The sequence below is a fragment of the Pseudoalteromonas sp. 120-MNA-CIBAN-0494 genome (assembly GCF_040308885.1).
Classification (GTDB): Bacteria; Pseudomonadota; Gammaproteobacteria; order Enterobacterales; family Alteromonadaceae; genus Pseudoalteromonas; species Pseudoalteromonas nigrifaciens.
On the sequence record NZ_JBEOOE010000004.1, the window covers coordinates 38173 to 51683 of the forward strand.

14 protein-coding genes are annotated in these 13511 nt (G+C 39.5%); 3 read left to right on the forward strand and 11 right to left on the reverse strand.

Going from position 1 to position 13511, the window contains the following annotated elements; translation table 11 throughout:
• The first annotated feature begins 75 nt into the window (after nucleotides 1–75).
• Nucleotides 76–393 (forward strand): YebG family protein, encoded by a 318-nt coding sequence (locus AAEY55_RS04570; RefSeq protein ID WP_089367888.1) that lies wholly within the window; start codon nucleotides 76–78, stop codon nucleotides 391–393.
• A 60-nt stretch (nucleotides 394–453) separates the two neighbouring features.
• Here AAEY55_RS04570 and putP read toward each other — a convergent pair whose 3' ends face one another.
• The gene (putP, locus tag AAEY55_RS04575) at nucleotides 454–1974 is read right to left on the reverse strand and encodes a sodium/proline symporter PutP (RefSeq protein ID WP_350550258.1); all 1521 of its coding nucleotides are present in this window, start codon (nucleotides 1972–1974) and stop codon (nucleotides 454–456) included.
• Nucleotides 1975–2295: 321 nt separating this feature from the next.
• Here putP and AAEY55_RS04580 point away from each other — a divergent pair, with 321 nt between their 5' ends.
• A complete protein-coding gene (locus AAEY55_RS04580) occupies nucleotides 2296–3519 on the forward strand; it encodes an HDOD domain-containing protein (RefSeq protein ID WP_350550261.1) in 1224 nt (407 codons plus the stop codon).
• Between the two features lie 63 nt (nucleotides 3520–3582).
• Here the strand turns inward: AAEY55_RS04580 and AAEY55_RS04585 are convergent, their stop codons facing one another.
• From AAEY55_RS04585 to ccmA, 10 genes are read right to left on the reverse strand one after another with little or no spacing between them, the layout of a single operon-like run.
• Complete coding sequence (locus tag AAEY55_RS04585; protein ID WP_339684417.1) at nucleotides 3583–4314, reverse strand: VacJ family lipoprotein; 732 nt, start codon at nucleotides 4312–4314, stop codon at nucleotides 3583–3585.
• Between the two features lie 9 nt (nucleotides 4315–4323).
• A complete protein-coding gene (gene ccmI, locus AAEY55_RS04590) occupies nucleotides 4324–5565 on the reverse strand; it encodes a c-type cytochrome biogenesis protein CcmI (protein WP_339684414.1) in 1242 nt (413 codons plus the stop codon).
• Nucleotides 5566–6027 carry a cytochrome c-type biogenesis protein gene (locus AAEY55_RS04595; protein WP_011327522.1) on the reverse strand — a complete coding sequence of 154 codons (462 nt, stop codon included), beginning with the start codon at nucleotides 6025–6027 and terminating at the stop codon, nucleotides 5566–5568.
• Nucleotides 6027–6596: a redoxin family protein gene (locus tag AAEY55_RS04600; RefSeq protein WP_011327521.1), complete on the reverse strand. Its 570-nt coding sequence runs from the start codon at nucleotides 6594–6596 to the stop codon at nucleotides 6027–6029. Before AAEY55_RS04600 ends, AAEY55_RS04595 begins: the two co-directional genes overlap by 1 nt.
• Nucleotides 6593–8563, reverse strand: a complete 1971-nt coding sequence (locus AAEY55_RS04605) for a heme lyase CcmF/NrfE family subunit (protein ID WP_339684410.1) — start codon at nucleotides 8561–8563, stop codon at nucleotides 6593–6595. Before AAEY55_RS04605 ends, AAEY55_RS04600 begins: the two co-directional genes overlap by 4 nt.
• Nucleotides 8564–8565: 2 nt before the next feature.
• Nucleotides 8566–9045: a cytochrome c maturation protein CcmE gene (gene ccmE, locus AAEY55_RS04610; protein ID WP_192531781.1), complete on the reverse strand. Its 480-nt coding sequence runs from the start codon at nucleotides 9043–9045 to the stop codon at nucleotides 8566–8568.
• The gene (gene ccmD, locus AAEY55_RS04615) at nucleotides 9045–9245 is read right to left on the reverse strand and encodes a heme exporter protein CcmD (RefSeq protein WP_339684407.1); all 201 of its coding nucleotides are present in this window, start codon (nucleotides 9243–9245) and stop codon (nucleotides 9045–9047) included. Before ccmD ends, ccmE begins: the two co-directional genes overlap by 1 nt.
• 2 nt (nucleotides 9246–9247) lie before the next feature.
• Nucleotides 9248–9985: a heme ABC transporter permease gene (locus AAEY55_RS04620; RefSeq protein ID WP_339684405.1), complete on the reverse strand. Its 738-nt coding sequence runs from the start codon at nucleotides 9983–9985 to the stop codon at nucleotides 9248–9250.
• A gap of 1 nt (nucleotide 9986) precedes the next feature.
• The gene (ccmB, locus tag AAEY55_RS04625; protein WP_011327516.1) at nucleotides 9987–10673 is read right to left on the reverse strand and encodes a heme exporter protein CcmB; all 687 of its coding nucleotides are present in this window, start codon (nucleotides 10671–10673) and stop codon (nucleotides 9987–9989) included.
• Nucleotides 10673–11293, reverse strand: coding sequence for a cytochrome c biogenesis heme-transporting ATPase CcmA (gene ccmA / locus AAEY55_RS04630; protein WP_086993541.1), 621 nt, complete (start codon nucleotides 11291–11293; stop codon nucleotides 10673–10675). Before ccmA ends, ccmB begins: the two co-directional genes overlap by 1 nt.
• Before the next feature lie 113 nt (nucleotides 11294–11406).
• Between ccmA and AAEY55_RS04635 the strand changes: the two genes are divergently transcribed.
• Entirely contained in the window at nucleotides 11407–13509 is a 2103-nt protein-coding gene (locus tag AAEY55_RS04635; protein WP_350550264.1) for a flagellar hook-length control protein FliK, read from the forward strand.
• Nucleotides 13510–13511 lie beyond the last annotated feature (2 nt).

Below are 13511 nucleotides of genomic sequence, written 5' to 3' on the forward strand. Positions count from 1 at the left end.
AAACTTGTACTGTACATAAAAACAGTAATCTAATGGTTTATATACTATATGCCACGCAAGTAAGCAGGAGAAATCATGGCTGTTGTTGTTAAATATGTTGTAGAACGAAACGGAGTCGAGCGCATGACGTTTACTACCAAAAAAGAAGCTGATGCCTATGATAAAATGCTCGATATTGCAGAGTCGCTTGAAATTTTGCTAGAAAAAGTTGATGTACCATTAAGTGAGCAACAAGTAGAGTCACTCGCTTTAGAAATGGCAAAAAGTAAAGATGACTTCATGACAATATTAAAAGGTGGTAAAGAGCCTATAGCCCCTAAAGCTGCTGTAAAAGGCAAAAAAGCAGATAATGTTGCACCCATAGAAGAAAGTAGCGACAAAAAAGCGAGTTAATAAATTTTGCATAAAAAAAGGGAGTAACCTAAGTTACTCCCTTTTTTTGTTTATAACTTTTTATAGTTCTTGTTCTACTTCATCAAATAAGGTTGTAATTTCTTTAGCTGGCTCATTGGTCATTAAGCTAACTAATACAATCGCAATACTTGATAAAATAAAGCCTGGGACTATTTCATAAATAACGCTACTTAAACTCGCACCATTAATGGTAATTGGTGCGTATATCCATATAAGTACTGTTGAAGCCCCCACTAACATGCCTGCTAAGGCGCCAGCAAAGTTCATTCTTCTCCAGTAAAGGCTAAACAATACGAGTGGTCCAAATGCAGCGCCAAAGCCTGCCCACGCATTACTCACTAAGTCTAAAATAGAACTATCTCTATCGTAAGCTAAGTAAATAGCAAACATAGCAACTAATGCCACACTAATACGCCCAACAAAAACCAGCTCTTTTTGAGAGGCTTCGCGATGCAGGTATATTTTATAAAAGTCTTCAGTTAACGAGCTTGAACACACTAGCAATTGTGAAGAGATAGTACTCATTACAGCCGCTAAAATAGCTGCTAATAAAAAGCCAGCAATCAATGGATGAAAAACCAATTCAGATAGCACTAAAAATATTGTTTCTTTATCATTTATCGGCATTTCATTTTCTAGTATGAAGGCTGCCCCAAATAAACCAGTTAGTACTGCGCCTATTGCAGATAATGTCATCCAAGACATACCAATGCGTCGCATTGCTGGAATATCTTTAACTGAACGTACCGACATAAAGCGTACTATAATATGAGGCTGACCAAAGTAACCAAAGCCCCAAGCTAACGCAGAAATAATTGCGATGGTAGAGCCACCAGCAAACCAATCTAGCATATTTAGAGAGTGAACTTCACTGGCCTTTGGCGAGATAAGTAACAGGTCATAGCTTGCATTAGCGAGCGTTTCCATTACTGGGTGATCAAGCATAGTAAACGTTACTATTGGTACTACTAATAGCGCAATAAGCATAATGCAACCTTGTACAAAGTCGGTCAAACTTACCGCTAAAAAACCACCAAAAAGCGTATAAAGTACTACAACGCCAGTAGTAACATAAAGGCCAACTTCATAGCTCATTCCAAATGAATTTTCAAATAACTTACCACCAGCAACCACGCCAGATGAGGTATAAAGTGTGAAGAAAACAATAATAACAATAATAACAATAGCTGAAATAACACGTAATATATTCTTATTGTCCGCAAAGCGATTTGCAAAATAATCCGGGATCGTAATTGAATCATTCGCTTTTTCAGTGTAAACACGAAGCCTAGGTGCAACTAAGAAGTAATTTGCCCAAGCACCAAGTACTAAACCAATCGCAATCCAAACCTTACTCAAACCAAAAAGATACATAGCGCCGGGAAGGCCCATAAGTAACCAACCGCTCATATCAGATGCACCTGCAGATAGCGCAGCAACACTTGGTGATAAATTACGGCCCCCTAACATGTAACCTGAAACATCGCTGGTTGATTGCTTAAATGCATACAATCCTATACCTAGCATTACAACAAAGTATAATGCTAGTGAAATAATCATTCCTGTTTCCAAACTCGCCTCCACTAATAAATTGCAACAGGCTTTTGATCCAAATAATGACTCTTAAAATATTATAGTTAAGACAGTATTGGGATAAAAACCATTCTCTGTCACTATAGCATGGGTAATAGTTAAAATTCCAACATGTCAACTTTAGTGAATTAAAAACAAACAAAGCGTATATATTTAAATCAAAACCTCTGTAACTTATTAAAAGTATGTTATTAATCTAAGATAAGCTTATTTACATCATGCTATTTTTAATGTTTTGCCATATATTGTTACAATCAATAGTTATTTTTTATCTATACGGAATTTTTTATGTACTTTTACGCTGCACGCCAACCGATCTTAGATCGCGATAAAAAGCTTATTGGCTATGAATTACTATTTCGTGATGGTGTAAATAACGTGTTTCCCGATATAGATGGAGATGAGGCAACAACACGCCTAATAGAAGGCAGCCAGTTTAATTTTGGCCTTGAGGATTTAACTGACAATAAACCAGCATATATCAATTTTACTCTAGAAACTTTACTAAAAGGCTACCCTACTTTACTGAGTAAAGACGCTGTGGTGGTAGAGATACTCGAAACGGTGCAACCTGGTAAGCGTTTACTTGCTATTGTTAAAGACTTAAAAGAAAAAGGTTATACATTAGCCTTAGACGACTACATTCATCAACCTGTGTGGCGCCACTTTTATCCATTTATTGATATTATAAAAATTGACTTTTTAACCTGTAATATAGAAACAATTAAAACAATTATTGATGATTTAAAACCTTATCCACATCTAAAATTACTTGCTGAAAAAGTTGAAACCCATGAGGTGTATAACCAAGCATTGGAACTTGGCTTTGATTATTTTCAAGGGTTTTTCTTTTCAAAACCAGAGATGATCCAAAGTAAAGCGCTTCCCCCCTCTGGTATGACATTAGCCGAACTACTTTATGAGACCTCAACGCTTGATATGGATCTAAAAAAGATCACCGATATATTTGAGCGAGATGTAAATCTATCTTATAAGTTACTGCGTTATTCAAACTCTGCAGCATTTGCTAGACGTGCAAAAATAAGCACAATAAAACAAGCGCTTATCACCCTTGGTGCCAATGAAATTAAAAAGCTTTTATCTTTATTATTTGCAGCGCAAGTTTCAACAGATAAGCCTATGGAGCTAATTAGGTTATCGCTCACTCGGGCGCGTTTTAGTGAGTTACTGGCTATTTCGCATGGTAAGTTTAAAGACACAGGAATGGTTTTTTTAACCGGCATGATGTCGCTTATGGATGCTATTTTAGATGAAAGCATGCAAAGTGTGATGCAAAAGCTGCCATTATCTAATGAGATTAAAGCCGCTTTACTTAATGATGAGGGCTTGCTTGCAAGCTACTTAAACTTGGTTAAGTTTTATGAGCAAGGCAACTGGCTGGCAGCTAATCAGATCAGCCAACAACTTGGTTTAAATGATAAAGTACCCGATGCTTACCACGAAGCAATTAGCTGGGTGAACGAGCAAATGCAGTTAATGAGCAATGTTTAATAACAACTTTCTAATCACTAATGAGAAAATAAAACGCCAGCATTGCTGGCGTTTTTAATAGGTTTACAAACTTTCTAAAAAATCTTCATCAAAGTCATCAGGCTCTTCTTTGATTGGCGGGTTACCGTCGTAAAGTTCGTATAATTGGCGTTGAAAATAAATATCTTTAATAAATAAGTAAGGGTCTAGTGAATCGTTCAATAAACCTTCTTGCGCAATTAGTGATGCACGGGCCTCAACAGCTTTTAACGCAAACACTAAAATTGTTTGTGGTGTAGTTAACGCTATTTTAGGTAAAACAAAGTTATCAACTACATCGCCGGTTAAGTTACGCGCTGTAGAAGGCCCCATAGCAGGTAGCATCAAGTAAGCACCATCACCTGCACCCCATACACCTAATGTTTGCCCAAAATCCTCATCTACATGTTCTAGACCTAATGAGCTGGCCACATCAAATAAACCAAAAACACCTACGGTCGAGTTAACTAAAAAACGTGCTAAGCTAACACTGGCATTACCTGGTTTACCCTGTAAACCGGCGTTGATCATATCTACCGGCGCACTAATATTATTGGTAAAATGCACTAAGCTTTGACGCACTGGTACAGGGGTCACCGTGATATACCCTACGGCGGCCGGTCTTAGTATGTATGTGTCTAAAACATCCATATTAAAGTCGTATATTGGGCGGTTAATATTTTGTAGTGGATCGCGCTCGTCCTTTTGGCTATCAGGTACTTGTGCACACCCGGCCAGCACTAACAAAACTATATAAATTAAACCATGTTTTAACATCGCGTATCCTTAAGGTATTAATGTGTCTATTTGCAGTTGCAACTGACGGGTACTTTCACGTTTTAATGCTGCTGAATGCCCTTCTAACTCACCGCTACTTGGCATTACTGAGTCATCATTAGAGATACGTGCAGTAATAACTATATCTTCTGCGCTTGACAAGTTTAATCCTGCAACCATAGAGTTTGCATCACTTAGTTCAACTGTAATAGGAAATTGATACTCGTTAAGCTTAACAACCGCTAGTGGCATTGGAGAGCCATTTAACGCTTTTGCAAAAACAAATAAAATTCCGTTTTCAGGTTGTTTATTTTTAAGCTCTGTACTTACATTTACTGTCACTTTAATTGCTGCACTCTTTGTAACATCAACATTTTGTGCTTGTTGTTGTTCAATCTCACTAATACGCTGCGCAATCATATTATAGCGGGTATCTGCTTTATCCATACTGGCAAGTAATACTTCAAACGCTGCTTTTGCTTGTACCCAATCTTTACGTTCGTAAGCAATGAGTGCTAATAAAGAAATAGCATCTAAATTTTGCGGCTCTTCTTGCAGTACTTTTGAAAGCATACCTGCAGCACGTGTCATGCTTGCCTCACTGCCCTCAAGTAACAGCACTTGGCTGTAACTAATAAGCACCTGCATATTAGCAGGATTCATTTGCAACGCTTTATCAAACGACTGCTGCGCCATATCAAATTCGTTCAATGACATAGCCACACGGCCCAGTAACATCCAGGCAATTTCGTCATCCCCCGTTTGGTTAAGCTTAGTTCGCAGTGCCAATGCAAATGCTTGCAGCTCGTTTTCACTCAGCGGCTCGCCTTTTTGCATAACAGCTCGCTCACCGTACTCTGCCAAGTTATCCATAGCATCGTGCCAAGCCGATATTTGCTGCTGATTACCGGTCATAGAGTAAAAAATACCGGTTAGGGCAATCACAAACGCACCGCCTGTTAAGGCAAAAATACGATTATTACCACGGCTATTAAGTGACTTTTCTGGAGAGAGCTCATTGAGTAAGCGACGTTTGAGCTCGATCACTGACTCACTGTGATTTTGTGCATCAATTCGCTGGTTTTCTAAGTCGTTTTGTAGCTCAACTAAACGCTGTTCATAAATACTAATAAGTTCTGCGTTCGCATTGTGCGTAATGGTTTTAACACGCTCTTTTTTTAAAAAAGGCAACATCACAAACAACAGTGCAATAAGTGTGAGTAAAGCAAAAGACGCCCACATTAAAATCATTTAACTTTGCTCCTGACGTTTATTTTTAGCAATTAATTTAACTAACATTGCTTCGTCGTTGTTGCTCCAGCTTTGTTTTACCGATGCTTTGCGTTGGCGAATAACAATAAAACCAAAACCAAAAATTACAATCAATACCGGTAAAACCCACAGCACTAAAGTTGCAGGGGTTACTGGTGGATCGTAATGTACAAAGTAGCCATAACGATCGATCATATAATCTATTACTTCGTCTTTCGTTTTACCATCTTTTACTAAAGCTAATACTCGCTCGCGTAAATCTTTTGCTACTACCGCATCAGAGTCGGCAATATTTTGATTTTGACACTTAGGGCAACGTAGCTCTTTGGTTAGCTCTTCAAAGCGAACCGCTTGCTCGTTACTGTCAAATTGGTAGCGGTCTTGCTGAGCAAGCGCCCCCATACTGACAAAAAGGCTAAGGGTTAATAACAACCACTTCATTATTTGAGCTCCTGCATAATTGGTGCAAACTTAGCACGCCACACTCGCGGATTTATATCACCGGTATGGTGCAACAAAATGGTGCCGCTTTTATCAACTAAAAAAGTTTCTGGCGCACCCGACACACCTAAATCTAACGACAGTGTGCGATGTAAATCTAAAATATTAAACTGATATGGGTCGCCAGCACGCGTTAGCATATTGGTTACGTCACTACGCAGTGCTTGCATATCAAATGGCCCGTCAAAATCGGCATCGTAACCTTGCACATAGTACAAGCCTATAATTTTAACGCCTTGCTCGCGCAATTTAGTTAAGTAGCCTAGCTCTGCTAAACATGTAGGGCACCAGGTACCCCATACATTTAATAAATAAACCTCACCTTTTAACTGCTCATTGCTCCATTGCTTATTATCTTGCATTAGATCTGGCAGGCTAAATTCTGGCATAGATTGCCCTAATCGCCCTGTTTGTATTTCCCTTGGGTTAGCAAATAACCCTTGGAATAAAAACACACAAATAAAAGCAAAAACCAGTAACGGTGCTATAGCTAAAAGCTTACGATTCATGCTTCGCTCTCCGCTGTTTCTTTTGTTGATTGAGGCGATGAGGTGCGATAGCGTTTATCAAATAAAATTACAAACCCTGCTAACGAAATTAATATACCGCCAATCCACATCCAACGCACAAATGGCTTATGATAAATTCGTAATGACCACGCGCCTTCGCTTAATTGCTCACCTAACGCTAGGTATAAATCGCGTGTGAAGCCTGCATCAATTGCTGCTTCTGTCATAAACTGCATGCCAATATCGTAACGGCGTTTTTCGGCATGTAACTGAGTAACTAGCTTGTCATTTTTTAATACCGATACAACACCCGCATGGCCACTGTAATTAGCTCCGCGAACATTTTTCACTCCTTCAAAGCGGTATTGATACTGATTAAGCTGCACTGTATCACCTGGTTTCATTGATACGTCGCGCTCAACCGAGTATGCCGAAGTAAGGGTTACGCCAGCAATTACAAAGGCAATACCTATATGGCCAAGTACCATAGCCCAATAACCTAAACCTAAGCGCTTAAAGCCTTCTTTAAAGGTGCTATGTACGGTAACTTTACTATACAAATCAATACCTGTTGTAATTACAATCCATACAGCTAACGTGGTTGCTAATAAGGTAAGCGGTGCAATCACATCATAGCTAGAAAATAACCAAGCAAAGGTAATAATAATGCTGACTAATACACCCATTAGTATTTTGTTTTGTAAAAACGCCCATTTATTTTGCTTCCAGCGTAAAAACGGCCCAATACCCATTAAAATAGCAAATGGCACTAACAGTATTGCAAACATTTTATTAAAAAATGGTTCGCCAATTGAAATGCTACCTAAGCCCATTTCTTTGTGTACCATAGGCAATAAAGTACCTAGTAATACAATTAAAGTAGCAACCACTAAGAATATATTATTTAGCCACAGTGCTACTTCGCGCGATACTAACTTGTAACGCCCTTCGCTTCGCACTTGCGATACGCGCATGCCATAAAGTGCTAATGCACCGCCAACAACAATAGCTAAAAAGGCCAGTATAAATAAGCCTCTATCAGGGTCTGTTGCAAAAGCATGCACAGATACAATAATACCTGAGCGCACAATAAAGGTGCCCAGTAAGCTAAGTGAAAATGCTGCAATTGCTAACAGTACTGTCCATGATTTAAATACACCACGTTTTTCTGTCACACTCAATGAATGTAAAAGTGCTGTTGCTACTAACCAAGGCATTAAAGATGCATTTTCTACTGGATCCCAAAACCACCAGCCGCCCCAGCCAAGTTCTGAATACGCCCACCAACTTCCTATGGTAATACCTAAAGTTAAAAAGCCCCACGCGGTCATAGTCCAAGGACGAGACCATTTGGCCCAAGTATTATCTAGCTTGCCAGTTAAAAGTGCCGCAATTGCAAAAGCAAACGCTACAGATAGTCCTACATAACCCATATAAAGTAACGGCGGGTGTATGATCATACCCGGATCTTGTAGCAGCGGATTTAAGTCGCGCCCCTCTACCGGAAAATAAGGTAATAAACGCTCAAATGGGCTTGAAAGCAATAAGGTGTACATCATAAAGCCAACACCTAAAAAGCCAAGCACACCAAGTACACGAGCACGCAATACCCAAGGTAGTGCTTTAGAGCGCAGTGCAACAACAGCTGTCCAACCAGCTTGCATCAATAACCACAATAAAATAGCGCCTTCATGCCCACCCCAGGTCGAGGTTATTTGATAATACCAAGGCAAAGAGCTACTTGAGTTATACGCCACATACGCAACTGTAAAGTCATTTGTAAGGCTGGCATAAATAAGGGCGGCAAACGAAATAAATACAAATACAAATTGCCCTACCGCTAACGAAGGAGCAGCACGCATTAAACGTAAATTACCGGTATGTGCCCCCCACAGCGGAAAAACACATAACAAAACGCTTAGCACCATGGCAAGCGTTAAAGAAAAATAACCAAGTTCTGGGATCATTATTAATTACCACTATCTAGGTTGTATTTAGGTTTCTCGTGTTTAATTCCTTTTAACGCTTCTGCTACTTCAGCAGGCATGTATTCTTCATCATGCTTAGCAAGTACTTCAAATGCTTCTATTACATTGGGCTCTACAAGTACACCTTGTGCAACTATGCCTTGGCCTTCGCGAAATAGGTCAGGCAAAATCCCCTGATAACGCACTACCACGGTTGGGCCTGTATCAACTAAAGTAAAGCTTACTTTTAAACTTTGCTCATTGCGCTCTACCGAACCTGGTACAACCATGCCACCAATGCGTAGCTTTTGGCCTATTTGTGGTTTTTCTTTATTGGCGCCTTTACCGTCAACAAGCTCACTTGGGGTATAAAATAAATTAATGTTTTCTTGTAATGCATACAGTACCAAGCCTATTGAGGCACCAATGCCAAACAGCACTGCAACAATAACTAAAAGGCGTTTTTTACGTCTTGGGTTCATTATATTTGCTCCTGCTTAGCATTTTTAATACGAACTTCTCGCGCTATTTGTTGCTCTATCGATGCCATAATATGTTTAGTCTCTCTGAGTGAACTAAATAAAATACCTAATAAAATAAGTGCGCATGTACCAAAAGAAAGCCACACATAAAATCCATAGCCTCCCATTGCAATAAAATCAGAAAATGAGTCAAACTGCATAACTACCTCTTAGTTAACAACTGGCGCACCCATGGGCGATGCTTTTCACGTTGTAATATTTCATTTTTAAGACGAATTAAAGTAACAGTGCCAACAAAAGCCGCAAACGCCAAAATGTTTACCATTAATGGCCAAAACATACTGGGATCAATTGCTTTGGTATCTAGCTTAGTTATTGACGCTCCTTGGTGTAGGGTGTTCCACCACTCAACAGAGTAATGAATAATAGGTAAATTAATAACCCCTACGATAGCCAAAATAGAAGCGGCACGACCCGCTGCCTTTTTATCTTCAAAGGCATGGTACAAAGACAACACACCCAAATATAAAAATAATAAAATTAGCTCTGAGGTTAAGCGCGCATCCCACACCCACCAAGCGCCCCACATAGGTTTGCCCCATGCTGCACCGGTTATAAGTGCAATCGCAGTAATGCATGCCCCTACAGGCGCAATTGCAATAACTGCAAGTTCAGCGTTTCGTAACTGCCAAACCAGCGCAATAATGGCAGCAATTGCCATTGATGAATAAGCACCCATAGATAAAATAGCCGAAGGCACATGAATAAAAATGATACGGTAGCTGTCTTTTTGTTGGTAATCGGCAGGTGCAAAACCAAGCCCCCATACCCAACCAACTAACATACTAATAACCGTAACTACGGTAAAATAAGGCAATAACGTATTGCATAATTTATATGCACGCTCTGCTTTAGCATAGGGATGTAACCACTTCCACATATTAACTTACACTCACTTTTAATGCTGACGATATGGCGATTGGCGCACTAATAATAGCAATAACTAACATAGCGCCAAGAATGGCAAGCTGCCCACTATAATCCAGCGACATAGTACTGGTATCGATAGCTGACGTTGCAAAAATTAAAACCGGAATATACAAAGGCAACACCAATAAACTCATTAAAATACCGCCTTTTTGTAATCCTACAGTAAGCCCAGCCCCAATTGCGCCAATAAAGCTCAACAAAGGCGTACCTAATAATAGCGTTAGTAACGTAGCCATTAATGCTGTGTTATCTAAATTCAATAGTAGTGCAAACAGTGGGGTCATTAATACTAAAGGAAGCCCAGTGATCACCCAATGCGCGGCTACTTTAGCCAACACAGTTAACGATAACGGATACGACGATGCAATAAGTTGTTCAAGTGAGCCATCGTTATAATCATCTCTAAACAGCTTGTCTAAGCCCAACATAGTAGAGAGTAAAGCAGCCACCCAAATTATACCCGGCGCCATTCTTGCCAGTAGACCGGGCTCTGGCCCAATAGCTAACGGAAATAATGAAATAACAATTAAAAAAAACAAAATAGGATTGATAATTTCAGCGCGCTGACGAAAAGCAAGTTTAACATCTTTACTAAACACGGCTTTAAAAAGTAACCAATAGGAGTGTTGTCGGGTCATTAGTGACGATACTCCAAAGTGAGTGTTTGTAGGTTGCTAAAATGAGCCGTTAAATCTTGATGTGTGGTTAGCAATATAGCTCCGCCATTTTTTAAATGCTCAACAAAACGTTGCTGTAAAAAGGCAACACCACTTTTATCAAGTGCTGTAAATGGCTCATCTAAAATCCATAGCTTAGCTTCACTTAACCATAATCGAGCTAACGCAACACGGCGTTGCTGCCCAGCAGAGAGCGTTCTAACCGGTACATCTTCAAGGCCTACTAAGCCAAGCTTACTTAATAAAGGGTATAAATCACCTTCATTAGTGTAGCCATTAATTGCCAACCAATGTTTAACGTTTTCAAGCGCACTGAGCTGCACATTAACCCCGGTTTTATGGCCTATAAATAATAGATCTCTGGCGTACTCTTCATAGTACTTTTTAATCGACTGATTAAGGTACAAAATATCGCCTTCATCAGGCATAGAAAAGCCCGCTATAATACGTAATAAAGACGTTTTACCAGCACCATTAGCACCTGCTAATTGCATGATTTGGCCGCTATTAAGGCTAAAATTAAGATCCGCAAACAAACAACGTTCTTGCTTGATGCAGGTGACGGACTTAATGTGTAACAAGATGACGATTCTCTCTGCCAAAAATTAGGCGTTAGTCTATCATAATGATAGGGTAATACGAATATTGCTTTAAAATCGATTCACTAAAAATAAAGAAAACTTGATTTAAAATAATGAATACACCTACGCAAATTACATTATCTAATTCATTGGTTAATAACCTAACCTCTAATGCGCCTAAGCATAACTTAACCTCGCTTCCTGGCGAGATGCTTGCGGCAAAAAACATTCAGTTTTCTAAAGAATCGATTACCCTAGATGTATTAATAAATAAGCACTGGCAAACTCTCAGGCTTGGTATTACAACTGCGCCAAAAAACTTAGACAAAATAGCCAGTGCGAGCATACAGCTCAGTAACGAGGGCAAGTCACTTGCAATTACCCCCAACAATACAAGGCTTACACTTAATCAACCGGTGCAATTACAGCAATTTTTAAATTATATAAATACCGGAAGCGAGTTACAAAATAATCCTATGCCGGCGCAGGTCGTATTAACGCCTACACCCAAGCTGGTAATTGAAAAGCTTAATGCCAGCATTGCAATTAATAAAGAGGTAGCGCAACTACTGGCCGCCGAGCAACCATTAAAAATAATAATTAGCACTAATAATAAAGGCGCGCAGCTAGACGTTATCAATCGCTTTGCTGAATCCGTGCATACACACCCCATAACTCAAGCAAAACTAGCAAGTTTACTTGCGCAAAATTTGCCAAATGCACAGCTACAAGCAACCCCTAAATTTGCAACTTTAACGCATGCACAACAAGCAGGTTCATTTAAGCTTAATATAAACAATAATCAACTTAACCAACTTTCGCATACCGTAACAAACGTAAACTTGAGCAGCCAAGCCAACAAACTGTTAATTCAAACTAATATAAACAGTACCACTGTCATACTTAAAAACTCGTTCACAAAACCGTTTAATCAACTAATTTCGGCGCAGCAAAGCAGCGTATCAACAAGCAATTTAAATAACCCTACTAGTCCATTAATAGCGGCTAATAACAGCCCTATTGATTCTTGGTTAAAAAGTGGTTTTGGTGAACTAAAAACGCGTATAAGTGATGCAGTAAAATACTTCGAAAACAAACCTTTTGCCGCTATAAATCAAACGACAACAGGTATTAATAAACTAAATGTCACCGAGCAGTTAAACCAGCAACCTAGCCAGTTGCCACCTTTAGTGCAGTTAACCCAATTAATTAAATCAAGTGTTAGCCTATGGCAGTTGCCAACAAGCATGCTCTTTGCAACAACGAGCAATGGCAAACTAAGTTCGCAAAATCAATTACACCCTTTAGAAGCTAAATTACTCGCTCCACTGCTAAACCAACTCAGTGCAGCTAGCGCAATAAACACACCCAATAACACGCCGCTTTTAAGCAGCAAAATAGCAGATATTGCACAGCAGTTATCGCAGCAACCAGCCGACTTAACGCGCCTCGTAAATCAGGCATTTAATCGGATGGTTTCTAGTAATAATTTACACCCAACAGCTATACAGCGCGAAATTCTTGCCACATTACAACCAACGCAACTGACAAACGACACGTTGCAAAGCAGTTTTAGTAAGGGATTAGAGCAACTTGCAGTAAGCATTTTAGCCGCGCCTATTATTAGCCAAACAACTACACCTATTAGCATTAATAATCAAACCGGCTTAGATGCACTACTGCAGGTGTTATTACCCACATTTAAAACCGGCAACTCTGGTGCTAAATTACTTGAGCAACTGCAACAAAGCCAAGTGCAAGCACTTGCGGGGGAGTTAACACAAGTTAAAAATACCCTTGGCCAAGTAAATGTTACCCCTGCTAATCAGCTAGCCGACTCAAACCCCTTGGTAAACTTTTTATTACCAATGAAATTACCGCCAGAAGCGGCGCAAACAGAAATAACATTAGGCCAATATAAAAAGCCCAGTGGCGATAAGCTAGCAGAAAAAAATGTCTGGTTTGTTAGGTTAAACTTTGATTATGCACAGCTTGGTCAGTTACAAATTACTGCCGAATTAATGGATAAAGCACTTGATTGCCAGTTATTTGCATCAAGCCAAGAAGTGACCGCTATGGCTCATCCGCATCTTGATAATTTAAGATCAAAATTAGCCAAGCATGGTTTGCAAGTAGGTGATCTTACTTTAAAGCAAGGCGATGCAAGCCATCAAGCTTTTTATAAATCGCATGCCATTATTAATATTAAGGTATAAAA